Here is a 17,488-nt window from a genome sequence, read left to right as displayed (position 1 = left end):
CGACGGGGTCATGCCCGGCGTTAGGCTTGGCTCGTCAATTGAAGGCACGGTAATAATGAAGCAATCGCTTGAACTTCGGGCAAGTCAGCAGCTGACCATGACGCCGCAGCTGCAGCAGGCGATCCGGCTGCTGCAGCTGCCGGCTGCCGAGCTGAGCCTGGAGATCCGCGATGCGCTCGAATCGAACGTAATGCTCGAGCCGGACGAAGAAACCGACGCCTCGGCTACCGAAGAGCCACCAGAGGCGCCGAGCACCTCTTCACTGGACCCGTCGGAGGCGGTGCTCGGATCAAACGCCACCGATGCCACGGGATTCGGTGAGGGCATCGCGGTCGCCGATCACTGGGATGAACCGGGGGGTAGCGACGACTCCCTTGATCGTCACGCGTCTCCGTCCGCCTCGCTGCGGGATCATCTGCAATGGCAGGTCGATCTCTCGAGTCTCGGGGAGCGAGACCGGCGGATCGCCGCGGCGTTGATCGACGCACTGGACGAGCGCGGCCATCTCACCGAACCCGTGGTCGAGCTGCTGGAAACGCTCGGTGATAACGGCGATATCGACGAGGACGATGTGAATGCGGTGCTGACTATCCTCCAGCACATGGATCCCGTCGGCGTCGCGGCGCCTGACGTCCGTCAGGCACTGCGTATCCAGATCGATGCAATGCCGGCCGAGACCCCCTGCCGCGAAGTCGCGCGGCGTGCCATTGATGCGGACTGGAAACTGTTCAGCCCCGGTCAGCAGTCGACGCTCCGGGATCGGCTCGGCGTGGATCAGGCGACGCTGGACGAGGCGCTGCGGCTCATCCGCCAGCTCGATCCGCATCCCGGGTCACGATTCGGTGAGACACGGACCGAGTACGTCATTCCCGACTGCCGGGTCCGGCGGATCCATGGCCGCTGGGAGGTCGAGATCAATCCCGAGGCAACCCCGCGGATCCGCATCAATGACTACTACGCCAGCCTGGTGCGGCGCGGCGATGGCGGCCACGATAACAACCTCCTGCGCGAGCATCTGCAGGAGGCGCGCTGGCTCATCAAAAGCCTCCAGTCCCGCGGCGAGACACTGCAACGGGTGGCCGAGTGCATCGTCGCGCGCCAGCAGGGATTTCTGGAGTATGGTGAAGAGGCCATGCAGCCGCTGGTGTTGCGCGATGTCGCCGAGGCGATCGAGATGCACGAATCCACGGTCTCACGGATAACCTCCCGCAAATACATGCTCACCCCCCAGGGCACGCTCGAGTTCAAGCATTTCTTCTCGAGCCATGTCCCCACCGCCGATGGCGGTGAATGCTCGGCCACCGCCATCCGCGCCAGGATCCGGCGCCAGGTCGCTGCGGAAAATCCCGCCCGGCCACTCAGCGACTCACGACTTACTGACATCCTTCGCGACGAGGGCATCCACGTCGCACGCCGGACCGTCGCCAAATACCGGGAAGTCATGGGCATTGCGTCGTCGACGGAACGCAAACGTCCGTGTTGAAAAGAAAACAAGAGGGGAAATCATGAAAATCGACATCACCGGCCATCATGTCGACATCACCGACGCACTCCGTGACTACGTCGAGGAGAAGTTCCAGCGCCTCGAACGCCATTTCGATCACGTGGTCGATGTACACACGATACTGACCGTGGAGACAAACACCCGAAAGGCCGAGGCGACCGTGGTGGTCAGTGGCGCCCGACTGTTTGCCGACTCCTCGGCAGAAGAAATGTATGCCGCCATCGACCTGCTGGTCGACAAACTGGATCGGCAGGTCGTCAAGCACAAGGAAAAGCGCAGCGACCATCACCGCGAGCAGGGACGTGTCGGCGACAATCTGGAAGACTGATCGCTATGGAGCTTACCCGACTGCTCTCGGCAGGGCGGACACGCTGCGGCGTGACCGCCACCAGTAAAAAGCGTGCCCTGGAGCGCCTGAGCGAACAGCTCATGGCTGATGTCCCCGCGGGGAGCGAGGCGACGCGCAACATCTTCGAGGGGCTAACGGTCCGCGAGCGCCTTGGCAGCACCGGTCTCGGGCGTGGCGTGGCATTACCACACACGCGCAGTCCCGACATCGAATCGTCGCGAGCGGCACTGATCAGGCTGTCCACCCCCATCAACTTCGATGCCGCTGATCGACAACCCGTGGATCTGCTCCTCGCACTACTGGTGCCGGAGCACAGCAACGACGAGCATCTGCGCATCCTCGCGCGGCTGGCGGAAATGTTCCGGGATGAGGCGCTCTGCGACCGGCTGCGGAACTGCAGTAGCGACGCCGAGCTCTACGCGGTGATAACGGGTGAGAATAACGGGAATGCCGGCGAATGAGCCAGATCCCGGGCACGCTGGTAAGCATCAACGGTATCGGAGTGCTTTTGCGGGGCGCATCCGGCATGGGCAAGAGCGATACCGCCCTGATGCTGCTGCGTGACGGGCATCGGCTGGTGGCGGATGACGCGGTGGATGTCCAGGCCACCGGAGGTCGCTTAATCGGACGGTCACCCGCTGAAAAGCCGGGCTTGCTGTGCCTGCGCGGACCGGGGTTGTTCGATGTCACCCGGCGCTTTGGTCAGGCCGCCATCGCTGCGAGTGCGTCCATCGACTGGGCGGTCGAACTGACCCGGGATCGGCGCCCCGCGACATCGGAAACGGACTGGCAGTCGGTTGTGATCGCCGGCATCCGGATCCCGCAAATCATCATCTCGCCGGATCGGCCGGTAGCGGAGCTCATTCAGGTCGTAGAGGTGGCGAAATGCGACTGATCATCGTCAGCGGACTGTCGGGCTCGGGCAAGAGTGTCGCGCTGGCAACGCTCGAGGACTCGGGCTTCTACTGTATCGATAATCTTCCCGTCGATCTGCTGGATGCCTTTGGCCGGCATATTTCCGACGACGGTGGGAACACGGACTATGCCGTGGGCATCGACGCACGCAACCGGCCGATGTCTCTGAGTCGCTTCCCGGGCATCCTCGACGCCCTGGCCAACCAGGGAATCCGTACGGAAATCGTCTTCCTCGACGCGGATGATGCAACGCTGCTCAAGCGCTTTTCCGAAACCCGGCGACGTCACCCGCTCAGCGGGCCCGACATGCCCCTCAACGAGGCGATTCGCGGCGAGCGGGAGCGGCTGCTACCCCTCAACGAACGCGCCGATCTGACCGTTGATACCTCGCGAACGACACTCCACGAGCTACGCCGCATTATCCGTACTCGACTTGCAGAGTCGGGCAACCACCTCTCGGTCCAGCTCGAGTCGTTCGGCTACAAACATGGCACACCCACGGACGCCGACTTCGTCTTCGACAGTCGTTGCCTGCCAAACCCGCACTGGGAGCCCGAACTGCGTCCCCTGACAGGGCGCGATGCCGCGGTCTCGGCCTTTCTCGCCGACAGCCCGCTGGTATCGCGCTACCTCAGGCAAATCCGCTGTTTCATGGACGACTGGTTACCGGTGTTCGAGACCGAAAACCGGAGCTATCTCACTGTCGGCATCGGATGCACCGGTGGCCAGCACCGCTCGGTCTATCTGATCGAAGCACTCGCCACCCATCTACGAGAGCAGGACATTGGTGTCACCGTCCGGCACCGCGAGCTGCCATGAGCGTCGGCCTACTGCTCATCACTCACCCCCGGGTCGGCGACGCCCTGCGTGATACGGCGCAGGGCATCCTGCAACCGCTGCCGCTCGCGATCGCTACCGCCAGCCCCCGGGCGGACGAGACACCGGGGGCGACGCGGAACCGCATCGAGTTACTCGCCGACGGAGTCGAAGATGGTGACGGGATCCTGATTCTCACCGACGCATTCGGCGCGACACCGGCCAATATCGCCGTTGCCGTCGGCCGCGGTCGAGGCTATCCGGTGATCGCCGGTGTCAATCTGCCCATGCTGTTGCGAGTTCTCAACTATCCGCAACAGCCTGTGGAGGCCCTCGCGGAAACGGCGCTGTCCGCAGCCCACGATGGAATTATCCAGATAACCCCGCCGGGGATCGGCGAGCACGAGGCGAACCATGGCGTCGGATGATTCGATACGCCGGTGTCAGGTGCAGATCGTGAACCGGCTCGGACTCCACGCGCGTGCCGCGGCTCGGTTCGCGACGCTGGCGGGGGAATACACGGCCGCGGTCACGGTGCATTTCAGCGGCCATTCGGCCAACGGCAAGAGCATCATGGGGTTGATGATGCTGGCCGCCGGTCAGGGTAGCGAGCTCGAGCTGGTCGCCGAGGGCCCCGACGCCGAGCAGGCGATCGCCGGCATCCGCGCACTCGTCGCCGATGGCTTCGGCGAGACCGACTGATCACACACAGGAACACGCATGATCGAAGAGCGCGAGCAAAAGCAAGGCAGGATTGCCGAGACCGTCACCGAGCTTTTGCAGGATGGCACGCTGCCGGAGGCGCGCCGCATGCTCAATGCCCTGCATCCCTCGGAGATCGCCAATCTGCTGGAATCCTTCCCCCCTGCCCAGCGCAACGTCCTCTGGGAGCTGGTGGACGAGGAAGTCGATGGCGAGGTCCTCCTCCAGGTCAATGACGAGGTACGCGGCGGTCTGATCCGGGAAATGGACGACCGGGAACTGCTCGCGGCCACCTCCGGCATGGATATGGACGACCTCGCCGATTTCATGCAGGACCTGCCCCGGACCCTCACCGCCGAGATCCTTCACTCGCTGGACAACCAGAACCGTCAGCGCCTCGAAGCCGTCCTCGCCTACCCGGAGGACAGCGCCGGCGGCCTGATGAACACCGATACCGTGACGGTCCGGCCGGACGTGAGCCTGGACGTGGTGTTCCGCTACCTGCGGATGCGCGGCGAGATGCCCGAGCTGACCGACCACCTGTTCGTGGTCAGCCGCTACGACCATTTCCTCGGTATCCTTCGCGTTAGCGATCTGCTGACCTGTGACCCGGCCGGTCGTGTCGAGGATTTGCTAGTCGCCGACACGCTGGTGATTCCGGCCGAGATGTCGGATCGCGACGTCGCCCGTATGTTCGAGGACCGGGATCTGATATCGGCGCCGGTGCTCGACAGCCGCGGGCGACTGATCGGTCGAATCACCATCGACGACGTCGTGGATGTGATCCGGGACGAGGCGGAGCGATCCATCCTGAGCATGGCGGGGCTGGGAGAAGAAGAAGACCTGTTTGCACCGGTATGGTCCAGCTCGAAGCGCCGGGCCGGGTGGCTGGGACTCAACCTGATCACCGCCCTCATGGCGGCGTATGTGATCGGCCTGTTCGAGGCAACGATCCAGGAGATAACCGCGCTGGCCGTTCTGATGCCGGTGGTCGCCAGCATGGGCGGCATTGCAGGCACTCAGACGCTCGCGCTGGTGATCCGCGCCCTGGCGCTCGGCCATCTCGCCACCCGTCACACCCGGGCGTTGCTCCTCAAGGAACTGGGCATCGGATTGCTCAACGGGCTGCTCTGGGCAGTGGTCCTGGCGGGTATCGCGCTATTGTGGTTCGGCCGACCCACCATCGGCGTAATCATCGCCGTGGCAATGACGGTGAACCTCGGTACTGCCGCCGCCTCCGGCGTTATCGTACCGCTGGTCCTCAAGCGCTTCGGGATCGATCCGGCGCTGGCCGGCGGCGTCATCCTGACGACGGTGACCGATATCGTCGGGTTTACCGCGTTCCTGGGGCTGGCGACGTTATTCTTGCTATAAAACGAGGAGATATCATGACAACACGGATGATGACGGCCATTGCCACCGGGGCACTCGGCCTCGCGGCAATTGGCTCAAGCCAGGCTGCAGACTTCAGCTTCCGCATCGGTGGGGGCAGCTGGGACCAGAATCTGTCCGGGCAGTATGCGGACGAGGGGAGCAAGAGTTTCGACCTCGAGGACGACGCTGGCCTCAGCGGTTCGTCCAACGGGTATCTGTATGCCCAGCTCGAGCACCCCGTCTTTCTGCTCCCCAACATCCGCCTCGAGCGCTCGAGTTTCGATGAGGATGGGCGGGGTACCTTTCGGCGTGAAATCGATTTCGGAGGCAAAACTTACAACATCGACGAATCGGTGGATTCAACATTTGAAATCAAGCAGACCGATATCATCGCCTATTACTCGGTACTCGACACGCTGGTCGATCTGGACCTCGGGCTGGATGTTCGCCTGATCGATGCGGACGTCAGTATTCGCAGCCGGGACAACACCAAGGCAGCATCGGAGTCGGTCAGCGCCCCGGTCCCCATGGGATACGCCGCCGTTCGGGTCGACGTCCCCGGCACCGGCGCCTACGTCCGGGCACAGGGCAGCGGCATCGGTTTCGATGGCAGCAGCTTTATCGATACCCGGGCGCTTGTCGGTTATACGTCCGACTTCGGCATCGGGGTCGAACTGGGCTACCGGCGCCAGGAGCTCGAGATCGACGACATCGATGACATTGATGGCGATGTGACGCTTGAGGGCGGATTCGCCGGCGTCCATTACGCGTTCTGACGGGCAGGAGTTTCACAGCAACACGCCTTTTTCCTGGGCCAACTGGTGAATCAGAGACGTCTCCAGGTTAGGCGCCTTCAGAACGATGTCGACCTCGCGCTCACCCAGCACGTCGCCGACCGCCTGCTTGATAGCCGCAATATCTTTCGCTGTTAGACGCATGGGTCTTCCTCTCGGCTTATATACCTTTTATTCAACCACGTCGCTCCGCCTCCGTCTTCAGTGCTCTGGCTGACGAGTATTAATAAAAGCTGTTGAAAACGCACCGCCACGTCCCGGGGGTGCTATGTTTCAAGTCAGTCGTTCAGGCCTGGAGCCCGCCGTATGAAGACCGTCAGTACATTGCCATGCGAGATCATGGAAGAAGCCAACGTCTGGATCCCGATGCCTGATGGCATACGGCTTGCCGCGCGCATCTGGCGCCCCCGGGATGAACGGCCGGTGCCAGCGATCATGGAGTACATCCCCTACCGCAAGCGCTTCGGAACCGCCGCTCGGGACGCCATCGCCCACCCCTACATCGCCGGGCACGGCTACGCCTGCATCCGGGTGGATTTGCGCGGTAGCGGTGAGTCCGAGGGCATTCTCACGGACGAATACCTGCAGCAAGAGCTCGATGACGGCTGCGCGGTGTTGCGCTGGCTGGCAGAACAGCCCTGGTGCACGGGCGATGTCGGCATGATTGGCATTTCCTGGGGTGGATTCAACGGTCTCCAGATCGCGGCCCTCCAGCCACCGGAGCTCAAGGCGGTGGTCGCCGTCTGTGCCTCCGACGACCGGTTTGCCGACGACGTCCACCACATGGGCGGCTGTCTGCTGGGCGACAACATCTCCTGGGCATCGGTGATGTTCGCGTACAACTCCCTGCCCCCCGATCCGGAGCTGGTGGGCGATCGCTGGCGTGACATGTGGTTCGAGCGACTGCGCGGCAGCGGACTCTGGATAAAGAAATGGCTGGATCACCAGCGCCGTGACGACTACTGGGCGCACGCCTCGGTGTGCGAAGACCACGGCGGCATCCGCTGCCCGGTCTATGCCGTCAGCGGCTGGGCGGACGGCTACTCCAACGCCGTTTTCCGGCTGATGCGGAATCTGGATGTCCCGCGCAAGGGACTCATCGGCCCCTGGAGCCACAAGTACCCCCACCTTGGCGTCCCCGGCCCCGCCATCGGCTTCCTGCAGGAGCTGGTGCGGTGGTGGGATCACTGGCTCAAGGGCAAGGATACCGGCGTGATGGACGGGCCCATGCTGCGGGTGTGGATGCAGGAGGCTGTCCCGCCCAATACCTACTACCGACGGCGCCCGGGACGCTGGGTAGGCGAGTCGGAGTGGCCGAGCCCGGATATCCGGGAGCACAGTTACGCGCTGGCCCCTGCTCAACTGGTATCGCCGGAAGACGCCAGCCCTGAATTCGAGCACTCGGTGCAGTCGCCGCTCACGCTCGGGTTGTTTGCCGGTAAGTGGTGCTCCTATGCAGCGGGCCCGGATCTTGCCCACGATCAGAGAGAAGAGGACGGCGGGGCCCTGGTGTTCGAAAGCGATTCCCTGGAGTCCGTATTCGAGATCATGGGCGAGCCCCGCCTGGAACTGGAAGTGGCGGCCGACCGCCCAGTCGCCATGGTGGCGGCGCGACTCTCCGACGTCGCACCTGACGATAAGGCGACACGCGTCACTTACGGGCTTTTAAACCTCACACACCGGGACAGCAGTGAGACACCAGAGCCACTGGAACCGGGACATCGCTATCATGTAACGATCAAACTCAACGGCATCGCCCACGCCTTTCCGGCGGGCCACCGGTTGCGGCTTTCCCTGTCAACATCGTACTGGCCCCTGGCCTGGCCGCCACCGGAACCGGCGCGCCTGCATGTCTATGGTGAAGGGAGCCGGTTCGTACTGCCGGAACGCCCACCGCGTGCATCGGATGCAGCACTACCCGATTTCCAGCCGCCCGAGGGGACGCCTTTACCTGAGATAGAGCGCCTTGGTGCGGCCCATCACAACTGGCTGGTCCATCGCGATCTGTCGACGGACCAGTCAACGCTGGAAGTCATCGACGACGCCGGCAGCCAGTATCACAAGGCCATTGATCTGGTGACCGGATCGCGCACCGTGGAGACCTACTCCTCCATCGGGGATGATTTCCAGTCACTCCGGGCGGAAGTAGTCGCCGAGCGCCACCTCCGGCGGGGAGACTGGGACATTCGCACCGTGACGCGGACCGTGGTGACGTCGACCACGGAGGAATTCGCCGTACACGCCACCCTCGATGCCTACCAGCGGTACCGGCACGGGGAAATCCGCGTGTTCTCGCAGGACTGGAATGAATCCGTCCCCCGGGACCTGGTGTAAGGGGTGGTACGGGACATGGATCGAACAGAAAGCAAACACGTATTCGTGATCGGGCTCGACGACTTCAACCTCGCCGAGCTGCAAACCGTTCGGAATGCCGATGAGTATGAATTCCACGGCCTTGTCGACTACGACACGATGGTCCACCCCCCTTCCTATCCCATGGACGCCATCCTGGCCGAGGCGCGGGAGACGCTCGCGAATGCGCCGGCGGTGGATGCCATCATTGGCCACTGGGATTTCCCCACCACCTCGATGCTGCCGATTCTCCGGCGCGAGTGGGGGCTGCCGACGCCAAGCCTGGAGAGCGTGCTCTACTGCGAGAACAAGTACTGGAACCGGCTCGCCGGCCAGGAGGCAGTGCCGGAGTGTACACCGGCATTCCAGGGACTCGACCCGTACAGCGATGATCCGGTTGGGGACCTGAACATGGCCTATCCCTTCTGGCTGAAACCGTCCGTGGCCTTTTCGTCCTATCTGGGCTTTCGCATCGATGACGAACAGCAGTACCTCCAGGCGATGGCGACCATCCGGGACAACATCCATGTCTTCGCCGAGCCCTTCGACAATATCCTGCAGTACAGCGCCAACAGGGCCGCCCTGCCCGACCATGGCAGCGGTGCCACGTGTATCGCCGAGGGCCTGATCAGCGGCCGGCTTTGCACCCTGGAGGGCTATGTCCATAAAGGCGAGGTGGTGGTCTATGCCATTGTCGATTCGCTGCGGGCGTCGAATAACGTGAGCTTTTTCAGCTACCAGTACCCGTCTCACCTGCCGGTGGGAGTGCGCAACCGGATGATCAGTTACGCCGACACCATCCTGCGCCACATCGGAATGGACCAGTCTCCGTTCAACATGGAATTCTTCTGGGACGAGGCGACCGACAGGTTATGGCTGCTGGAGATCAATCCAAGGATCTCCAAGTCCCACTGCCCGATCTTCCAGATCGCGACCGGGGCTTCCCACCACGAGGTAGCCATCGATATCGCACTGGGCCGCAAGCCGAACTTCCCCCGTAACGAGGGGCGCTTCCCCATCGCCGGCAAATTCATGCCGAGGGTATTCGGCGACACGGTGGTCACCCGAGTGCCCTCCCGCGAGGGGATCGAGACCCTGCAAAAGCAGCATCCGGAACTGGTCGTCCACGTGGCCGTGAACGAGGGCGACCGGCTCTCGACACTGCGCGCCCAGGACAGCTACAGCTATGAAATCGCCGATATCTTCATCGGCGCGGACAGCGAGTCGGCGCTCCACGACAAGTTCCGCCACATCATGGAGGTACTGGATTTCCGGTTCTCCGACGTGGTGCCCACCAACTACAACTGAGACGCGCAACGCCATGGTCCGTCGGACATCCTTTGTCGATATCGATCGCATCCGCGAGCGCCTGGTGTCCCTGATCCGCATTCCTTCGGTGACCGGCGAGGAGAATGCAATCGTCTCCTACATCGCCGACTGGCTGCAGCAGTTCGACGCCGAGATCGATTACTGGAACGACGGCATCGCCGCCCTGCAGCGCGATCCCCGCTATCCCGGCCACGAGGTGGACCGCGCCTGGGCGCCAGTAGTGGTCGGAGTGCTGCGCGGCGAACAGTCCGGTCCCACGGTCCTGCTCACCGGCCACGTGGACGTGGTTCCTCCCGGCGACTATTCACGCTGGGATCACGAGCCCTTCTCCGGGATGACCCGGGGTGATCGGGTGTTCGGTTGCGGCGCCTCGGACATGAAATCGGGGATCGTCGCCGCCATGGCCGCCTTCGAGGCCTTCGCCGAGAGCGGTCGATCATTCCCCGGGCGCATCATCTTCGCCGCCGTGCCCGCCGAGGAAGACAGTGGCCTGGGCACCCTGGCCGCCATCCGTGGCGGCTGGAACGCCGACGCCTGCGTGATCCCGGAGCCCACCACCGGACCGAGCGGTGTGCCCGATCTGGTGATCGCCCACGCCGGGGCCATGTCCCTGAAGGTGAATGTCTCCGGGCGCTCGGCCCATGCCAGCAAACGGCTCCAGGGGGAGAGCGCCCTGGATCACTTCATCACCCTCTACAAGGCCATGCGCGAAGACGAAAAGGCCCTCAACGAGCGCGAGCAACATCCGCTGATGAGAGTCCATCCGCTCCCCTATGCCACGAACGTCGGCACCATCAAGGGCGGGATGTGGTCCTCCAGCGTCATGGACCAGCTCGAGGCGCAGGTGCGGGTGGGGGTTGCCCTGCACGAGACCATTGATCAGGCCGAGGAGCGCTTCCGCTCCGCCATCTTCGAGCACACCCGGGACGATCCGTGGCTGCGGGACAACCCGCCCCGTATTACGCGCCTGGCCTCGGGATTCGGCTCAGCGGAGACACGCCGCGATCACCCCCTGGTGGGAGCCCTGAGCGAGTCGGCAGAGGAAGTGTTCCACAAGAGTCCAACCATTTCAGCCGCCCCCTATGGCTGCGACATGTCCGGCTGGGTTCGCCACGCTCACGTGCCGACGGTGATTTACGGACCCGGCGACATCGGACTGGCCCACGCGCCGAACGAATCCGTCTCTCTGGAGACCACTTACAAGGTCGCACGCACCCTGGTAAAGATGACCGAGAGGCTGCTGGAGATGGACCCCGACGATCTGAAGCTGACCGTCGAAGAGACGGCGGAGTAGGAGGCCTGATGCGCCCGATTGTTGGCATTACGGCATGCTCGGAGATCGTCAACGGCGTTGACAGCCAGTGCGTGGGCGACAAGTACATCCGATCGATCGCGGTTGCCGCCGACTGCGTACCCGTCCTTGTTCCCTCGCTCGGGGAGGCGCTGGATATTCCCTCGCTGCTGGAGCGACTCGACGGCATCCTCGCCACGGGCAGTGATAGCGGAGTGCATCCCCGACACTACGGTGGCAATGCCGCACGGCAGACGCCCGACGGCCTCGATCCGGCCCGTGATGCCACCACGCTGCCATTGCTGCGTGCGGCGGTGGAGAAAGGCGTCCCCGTCCTGGCGATCTGCCGCGGTCATCAGGAGCTGAACGTCGCGCTCGGGGGAACGCTCCATCAGTTTGTCCACGAGCTGGGCGACAAACGCGACCATCGCGAAGACACCGCTCTCCCCAAAAAGGAACGCTACGAGCCCGTACACACCGTGCATCTGGCGCCGGAAGGATTCCTGGCGACACTACTGGAGCGCGAAGACATGGAGGTCAACTCGTTGCACTGGCAGGGGATTGATCGTCTAGCATCTTTGCTGGTGGCGGACGCCTGGGCCGATGATGGGCTGATCGAGGCCACCCATGTGGCCGATGCCCCCGGGTTCGCGGTGAGCGTGCAGTGGCACCCCGAGTGGCGAGCGGAGGAGAACCCGCACTCCGTCGCATTGTTCGAGGCGTTCGCGAAGGCCTGTCAGCAGCGGGCAGCGGAACGTCGGCACTGCTCGGGCAGCGAGTGAACCGGGGTTCCGCGCCCGTTAAAGATTCAGCCGTGCCCTGGCGGCAGTGAGTATCGATTCAAGGAACCGGGGATAGCTCTGGCCGCGATACCCGGCCATGGTCGGAAGCATGCCGCCCTCGCCCCACATGGGATGGGCATTCAGGTCCATGAGCCGCACCTTGCCATCGGAGCCCGTGCGGAAATCCATTCGAGCGTAATCGCGACAGCCCACGCGCTCGAAGAGCAAGCCGGCGTAGCCTGTCATCTTGCGACATACGTCCTCCGAACGAGCCGGCATGAACGCCACTTTACGCCAGTAGGGCGAGTCCGCATCGACCTTCGAGCCATACGTCATGATGGGCGGCAAATCGTCGTCCAGCGCGGAGAAGTCGATCTCCAGCGGCGGCAATACGGTATAACCCGTGGCGGGGTTGCCGATCACTCCAACGGTGTATTCCGGACCGGGGAGATACTCCTGGATAAGCACTTCCTGACCAGGCTCGATCGCGTCGAGGTCAACCAGACGGCGTTTCGCCTCCGCTACGTCATTCACCACGGAACCGCTGTCGACACCGGAGCTCCCGTCACCCCCGTTGGGTTTAATGAAGGCGGGATAGGACGCCCTTTCACACGCCGCGGGATCACCGGTCCGGGCGAGCACCTGGCGCGGCACGGGGATTCCCAGATCCTCGGCCAGTGCGTAGACGAGAAACTTGTGATGACAAAGGACGATGCTCTCGGGACCGGCGCCGGCGTAGGGCAACTCCAGCATTTCGAGCAGCGCCGAGATGTGATGCTGGCGCGCCGGGTTGTTGCGATAGCCGGTGTTACAGAAATTGAGGACCAGGGACGGTGGCCCTTCCGTCAGGGTGCGCCAGAGATCGTCATGGTCATCCAGGAAGCGAAAGCGATACCCCTCAAGCGTCTCCAACGCATCCTGCATGATGCGGACAGCATCATGATCCTGCTGCTCGAACCGGTTGCTCAGGTTGTATCCATAATGCAGACGCGGATCGCCAAGTAGCACCGTTACGTCGAACATTGCCGCCCTCCCCGAGCGTTTTTCTGGTTATGAACCAGAGTCTACAGGGTTAATGCCCTGGAGGAGCGGCATTGGCATTTACCCAATGGTCATTGCCCAGAACCGTAGACCCGTTACCGTCAGAGACCCAGTCGGCATAGCTGTCGGCTCCGGATCGTGGCGCCGAGATTATGCGTGTAAAGAGTGTCTGAGATTGTCGGCATCCGATGCTTGATCGATCTGATCAAGCGGTCCGGACCCGACTGCCAAAGTAAGCAGGCTGGCATCGTCCCGCAGGCAGTGCCGTGGCGTACCTGCTTCAAAGTATTCTTGCCAGTAGCCATCAGTGCCGAGAAGCAGCGCTTCGCCCTGCCGGAGCGAGAAAACCTGGTATTCGGGGGCTCTGAAACGCCTGGCGTTCAGACACCGTGTCAGCTGCTGCTCGTGCCGGTCCTTCTCTTCGCTTGAACGAGGTGCCAGTAGACGGGGCTGCCTCGCCAGAATATGCGGCGTGTTCAGCCATTGCGTCTCAGTCTGGTGGCGTAGGCCTACCCGGCAGTCGCCGCAGTGCCAAACTTGGATCGCAAGCGTATCCAGGTCGAGGGCGACCATGCAGTAGCTGCCGATATCGCGTAGGAAACCGTGCCGGAGCTGGGCCTGCTCTTGTTTGAGGCGAGAATAAACTTCCGCCGGTGAACGAGCAGAAGTCTCGGCCAGCACTTGTAGCGCGATATCGGCCCAGTGCCGAGCTAGCTCAGCGCCCCGAGAGCCTGTCTCTGCGCCATCAACCAACACCGCCAGGAGGCGTTGATCTTGCTGGCCTACTGCGGCTGCATCGTTATTGCGGACGCGCTCGTTGCCTTACCGACTGAACCAGCTGGTCCTCATCAGCCTTTCTCTCCGGCCAGAATCTCCAGGCGCTCGAAGAGCAATGCCTCCCGGTCGGCGTCACCGGCCTGGCTCTGTACGGCATACGCGAAATCATCATTGTTGAGGAGCTCGCCGAGCTCAGTGTCCTCAATGTCATGGCTCGACAAAGGATCACCTGCTCCGCGACCCTTGTAGGCCTCTATCTTGGTCGCAACAAACAGCGGGGGTGTGACCACTCGAATGCTGAGATCACCGCCCAGCGAAACGGGCTCTGCCGTTTTCATTGCCCGGGGATACCAGTGATTGCTTAAGCCCAGCACCTCATCACGGTCCGGCATCAGGTCGACTCGCAGCTCACCCAGCTTCATGGAGCAGGTAGCCATGTCCTCGTCCATCGACGAAGGCTCCTTGAACCCCCTCGCCTTTAGCGCTTGCTTGAAGCGTTGCAGATCAATATAGCTCATGACGCTGATGATCAAATCCACGTCATCGGTGCTGCGCACCTGCTCACGGGTGAACGCATCGGTCAGCAGCAGCCCGGTCGTGCAGCCCCCGACGAAGGCGGCTTGGTCGCGTAATTCTTCTCCGAGTGCCTCGGCCACCTGATGCAGCATGGCCCGCTGATCGTCGAATAGGCTCATCGTTTAATCCAGATACTTTGCCAGCCGTTCGGCAGCAACCTTGCTCTCACGGGGATGACCGAGTCGAATGGCATCAACCAGGGCCAACATGGCGTACAGCTCGGGGTCGCGACGCACCGCAAAGGGCACACTTTTGAAAAGCGGCTCGATGGCCTGACCTTTGTTGTTGCCCCGGGCGTCCGGCCACACCATTGGCAACTCGCCCGAGCTATACAGCTGACCCTCCAGAACCGGTGCGGCGAAGGTCGTAGCAATGCCACGAGTGATCTCGCCAGGCTTGGCCGGGAACACATAGCGTAATCCGTGCACGATGAAGTTGAACAGGGCGCGGGCATTCGCCCGCGGTACGCCGGTCTTGCGATCCTTGCGAACCAGGCCCACCTCCAGACATCGCTGCAGGGCCAGGCTCACCTGGCTCTTGCTGATCCCGGTCGCTTCTGCCAAGGCTCTTACACTATAGCGGGCGAGCAGATGGTCATCATCAGGCCCAGTCCAATAGTGTTCCCAGGCCAGGTCGCGCTCGGCGTCATCCAGCACCCAGTCTCGCCAGTCATCAGGAAGGGCCATGGCCCCCCTACTAGCATGGCTGTTGGAGAGGTTGTTTTCCCTGCGCCCCAGTGCGATTAGCTTCAAGAGCAAGCCAATATCTTGATTTTTCATCTGCTCGCCTTATTACGCTGTCCTTGGTCCCAGGACAAGGGACAGCATTAGTGAAGCAGTATTTAATTGTCAAGAACATGTGCTCAGCGGAAGATAGCGAGACTTGGTAACCGTGCTGGAGGGAATGAGGGTCAACCACGAAGACGAGTGGATAACCGTGAACCTGCCAATAGAGCGGCAAGCTGAATGGAACGCATGTCTGAACACAAAGGAGGTATGCCGTGGGCACGACGTGGGCACAATGCCCAAAACGGCCAAGGGGTATTGCTGTAACCCCTTGATTATATGGTGGCTACGGGTGGATTCGAACCACCGACCCCATCATTATGAGTGATGTGCTCTAACCAGCTGAGCTACGTAGCCTGATTGAGAAGCGGAAGTATCCAGTGCCGGGCGAGCCGTGTCAAACCATTGCCGTCACACGTTGAAGCGGAAATGGCAGACATCTCCCTCACGCATGATGTACTCCTTGCCCTCGAGCCGCATCCGGCCGGCTTCCTTGGCAGCATGCTCGCTCCCGGCCTGAAGATATTCATCCACCGCGATGACCTCGGCGCGGATGAAACCCCGCTGGATATCACTATGGATCCGGCTCGCCGCCTCCGGCGCCGTGGCACCCTCGGGCACCGTCCAGGCCCGCACTTCCTTCGGACCTGCCGTGAAGAACGTCTGCAGGGCGAGTAACGAATACCCGGCCCGGATCACCCGGTTGAGCCCCGGTTCTTCGAGACCGTAGGCGGCCAGCATCTCGCTGCGCTCCTCGGCATCCAGCTGCGAGAGCTCCGCCTCGATCGCCGCGCACACCGGAACGACCCGGGCGTTCTCCCGTTCCGCGAGCTGCTCGAGGTCGGTGAGTGCCGCATTGCCACTCAGCCCCTCTTCATTGACGTTCGCGACGTAGAGAACCGGCTTGGCGGTCAGCAGGTGCAGTTCCCGCAGTACCTCCCGACCGCTGTCGTCCAGTTCCTGCGCCCGGATCGGCTGACCGGCATCGAGTCCGGTCGCCATGGCCTGCAGGGCATCGCGCATGGCGATCGCCGTCTTGTCGCCCGACTTCGCCCGCCGACCATACCGGTCCAGCGCCTTGTCCACGGTTTCCATATCCGCCAGCAACAATTCGGTGTTAATGGTCTCGATATCGGCAACCGGATCGACCCGCCCTTCGACGTGGTGGACATCCTCGCTCTCGAAGCAGCGCACCACGTGCGCGATAGCATCGGTCTCGCGAATGTTGGCGAGAAACTGGTTGCCCAGTCCCTCGCCCCGGGAGGCCCCGGCGACGAGCCCGGCGATGTCGACGAACTCCATCGTCGTAGGGACAACGCTTTTCGGCTTGACGAGCGCGGCCAGCCGATCCAAACGCGGATCGGGAACCGGGACAATGCCGACGTTCGGATCGATGGTGCAGAACGGGTAATTCTCCGCCGGGATACCATTCTGTGTCAGGGCATTGAATAACGTCGACTTGCCAACGTTGGGCAGGCCCACGATGCCGCATTTAAAGCCCATAAAAGCTTCTAGCCTCGCGTATGTAGCTGTTGTTGCGCCGTGTCCCAATGGCCGATGGCCAGCTCGGGTACCTGTGCCGCCCCGGCGTCGACCGCCGAATCGATCGCCAAGCGCTCGTCCCTGGACGGCGCATGGAGAACGTAGGGGATCACCTGGTCGCTGTTCCCCGGATGCCCTACGCCGACGCGGAGGCGGGCGAACTCGCGGCTACCGAGCGCGCCAACAATGTCTCGCAACCCGTTATGCCCGCCATGACCACCGCCCCGCTTGAGCCGGACCACGCCGGCCGGCAGATCGATTTCGTCATGGACAATCAGCACCGCCTCGGGATCGATTCGGTGAAACCGCGCCAGTGCCGCTACCGCCCGACCGCTGTGATTCATGAACGTATCCGGGCAGAGCAGATGCAGATCGGCCCCGTCGGCACGGTAACGCCCGGTCGCGCCATGGAATTTGCGCTCGCTGCGCAGATCCACGCCGAGCCGGTCGGCCACCCGCTCTACAAGCCAGAACCCGGCGTTATGCCGGGTTCCTGCGTACTTCGGGCCGGGGTTACCGAGCCCGGCGATCAGACGGATAGGTGTTGCGGTCATACCGC

The 17,488-nt window shown here is 62.7% G+C and carries 19 protein-coding genes, 1 tRNA gene and 1 pseudogene; 13 read left to right on the top strand and 8 right to left on the bottom strand.

Annotated elements, in window-relative coordinates; all coding sequences use genetic code 11:
- Positions 1-10: 10 nt before the first annotated feature.
- From EV698_RS00560 to EV698_RS00520, 9 genes are read left to right on the top strand one after another with little or no spacing between them, the layout of a single operon-like run.
- Positions 11-1,483: an RNA polymerase factor sigma-54 gene (locus EV698_RS00560; protein WP_420853012.1), complete on the top strand. Its 1,473-nt coding sequence runs from the start codon at positions 11-13 to the stop codon at positions 1,481-1,483.
- A gap of 22 nt (positions 1,484-1,505) precedes the next feature.
- Positions 1,506-1,832 (top strand): ribosome hibernation-promoting factor, HPF/YfiA family, encoded by a 327-nt coding sequence (gene hpf / locus EV698_RS00555; RefSeq protein WP_130502238.1) that lies wholly within the window; start codon positions 1,506-1,508, stop codon positions 1,830-1,832.
- 5 nt (positions 1,833-1,837) lie between these two features.
- The gene (locus EV698_RS00550; RefSeq protein ID WP_130502237.1) at positions 1,838-2,314 is read left to right on the top strand and encodes a PTS sugar transporter subunit IIA; all 477 of its coding nucleotides are present in this window, start codon (positions 1,838-1,840) and stop codon (positions 2,312-2,314) included.
- Positions 2,311-2,748 (top strand): HPr kinase/phosphorylase, encoded by a 438-nt coding sequence (locus EV698_RS00545; protein WP_130502236.1) that lies wholly within the window; start codon positions 2,311-2,313, stop codon positions 2,746-2,748. The genes EV698_RS00550 and EV698_RS00545 overlap by 4 nt, the downstream gene beginning before the upstream one ends.
- Entirely contained in the window at positions 2,739-3,587 is an 849-nt protein-coding gene (gene rapZ / locus EV698_RS00540; protein WP_130502235.1) for an RNase adapter RapZ, read from the top strand. The genes EV698_RS00545 and rapZ overlap by 10 nt, the downstream gene beginning before the upstream one ends.
- A complete protein-coding gene (locus EV698_RS00535) occupies positions 3,584-4,012 on the top strand; it encodes a PTS sugar transporter subunit IIA (RefSeq protein WP_130502234.1) in 429 nt (142 codons plus the stop codon). The genes rapZ and EV698_RS00535 overlap by 4 nt, the downstream gene beginning before the upstream one ends.
- Positions 3,999-4,286 carry an HPr family phosphocarrier protein gene (locus tag EV698_RS00530; protein WP_420853011.1) on the top strand — a complete coding sequence of 96 codons (288 nt, stop codon included), beginning with the start codon at positions 3,999-4,001 and terminating at the stop codon, positions 4,284-4,286. Before EV698_RS00535 ends, EV698_RS00530 begins: the two co-directional genes overlap by 14 nt.
- Positions 4,287-4,304: 18 nt before the next feature.
- The gene (gene mgtE, locus EV698_RS00525) at positions 4,305-5,660 is read left to right on the top strand and encodes a magnesium transporter (protein ID WP_130502233.1); all 1,356 of its coding nucleotides are present in this window, start codon (positions 4,305-4,307) and stop codon (positions 5,658-5,660) included.
- 14 nt (positions 5,661-5,674) lie between these two features.
- Positions 5,675-6,436: a TIGR04219 family outer membrane beta-barrel protein gene (locus tag EV698_RS00520; protein WP_130502232.1), complete on the top strand. Its 762-nt coding sequence runs from the start codon at positions 5,675-5,677 to the stop codon at positions 6,434-6,436.
- Between the two features lie 12 nt (positions 6,437-6,448).
- On the opposite strand, the gene EV698_RS10280 is transcribed toward EV698_RS00520, so the two are convergent.
- Positions 6,449-6,598 (bottom strand): hypothetical protein, encoded by a 150-nt coding sequence (locus EV698_RS10280; protein WP_165385675.1) that lies wholly within the window; start codon positions 6,596-6,598, stop codon positions 6,449-6,451.
- Positions 6,599-6,760: 162 nt separating this feature from the next.
- Between EV698_RS10280 and EV698_RS00515 the strand changes: the two genes are divergently transcribed.
- Genes EV698_RS00515 through EV698_RS00500 form a run of 4 tightly spaced genes read left to right on the top strand, consistent with a single transcriptional unit; the run spans position 6,761 to position 12,208 of the window.
- Complete coding sequence (locus EV698_RS00515; protein WP_130502231.1) at positions 6,761-8,788, top strand: CocE/NonD family hydrolase; 2,028 nt, start codon at positions 6,761-6,763, stop codon at positions 8,786-8,788.
- Positions 8,789-8,803: 15 nt separating this feature from the next.
- Positions 8,804-10,114 (top strand): ATP-grasp domain-containing protein, encoded by a 1,311-nt coding sequence (locus EV698_RS00510; RefSeq protein ID WP_130502230.1) that lies wholly within the window; start codon positions 8,804-8,806, stop codon positions 10,112-10,114.
- Between the two features lie 13 nt (positions 10,115-10,127).
- Positions 10,128-11,429 (top strand): ArgE/DapE family deacylase, encoded by a 1,302-nt coding sequence (locus tag EV698_RS00505; protein WP_130502229.1) that lies wholly within the window; start codon positions 10,128-10,130, stop codon positions 11,427-11,429.
- An 8-nt stretch (positions 11,430-11,437) separates the two neighbouring features.
- On the top strand, positions 11,438-12,208 hold the full coding sequence (locus tag EV698_RS00500; protein ID WP_207220465.1) for a gamma-glutamyl-gamma-aminobutyrate hydrolase family protein: 771 nt from the start codon (positions 11,438-11,440) through the stop codon (positions 12,206-12,208).
- Between the two features lie 18 nt (positions 12,209-12,226).
- Here the strand turns inward: EV698_RS00500 and EV698_RS00495 are convergent, their stop codons facing one another.
- The 7 genes and pseudogenes from EV698_RS00495 to pth form a co-directional block, all read right to left on the bottom strand.
- Positions 12,227-13,231, bottom strand: coding sequence for a D-alanine--D-alanine ligase family protein (locus EV698_RS00495; protein WP_130502228.1), 1,005 nt, complete (start codon positions 13,229-13,231; stop codon positions 12,227-12,229).
- Positions 13,232-13,399: 168 nt separating this feature from the next.
- Positions 13,400-14,044, bottom strand: a pseudogene (locus EV698_RS00490) (hypothetical protein); the annotation flags it as partial.
- A 53-nt stretch (positions 14,045-14,097) separates the two neighbouring features.
- Positions 14,098-14,721 carry a hypothetical protein gene (locus EV698_RS00485; protein WP_130502226.1) on the bottom strand — a complete coding sequence of 208 codons (624 nt, stop codon included), beginning with the start codon at positions 14,719-14,721 and terminating at the stop codon, positions 14,098-14,100.
- 3 nt (positions 14,722-14,724) lie between these two features.
- Positions 14,725-15,381: a hypothetical protein gene (locus tag EV698_RS00480; RefSeq protein WP_130502225.1), complete on the bottom strand. Its 657-nt coding sequence runs from the start codon at positions 15,379-15,381 to the stop codon at positions 14,725-14,727.
- 286 nt (positions 15,382-15,667) lie between these two features.
- Positions 15,668-15,744 (bottom strand) — tRNA-Met (locus tag EV698_RS00475).
- A gap of 54 nt (positions 15,745-15,798) precedes the next feature.
- Positions 15,799-16,890, bottom strand: coding sequence for a redox-regulated ATPase YchF (ychF, locus tag EV698_RS00470; RefSeq protein ID WP_130502224.1), 1,092 nt, complete (start codon positions 16,888-16,890; stop codon positions 15,799-15,801).
- A gap of 8 nt (positions 16,891-16,898) precedes the next feature.
- Positions 16,899-17,483 (bottom strand): aminoacyl-tRNA hydrolase, encoded by a 585-nt coding sequence (gene pth, locus EV698_RS00465; protein ID WP_130502223.1) that lies wholly within the window; start codon positions 17,481-17,483, stop codon positions 16,899-16,901.
- Between the last annotated feature and the right edge of the window lie 5 nt (positions 17,484-17,488).

The organism is Spiribacter vilamensis (assembly GCF_004217415.1).
Classification (GTDB): domain Bacteria; phylum Pseudomonadota; class Gammaproteobacteria; order Nitrococcales; family Nitrococcaceae; genus Spiribacter; species Spiribacter vilamensis.
The sequence above is the reverse complement of the archived record's forward strand: the minus strand, read 5'-3'. Positions and strand labels throughout refer to the sequence as shown.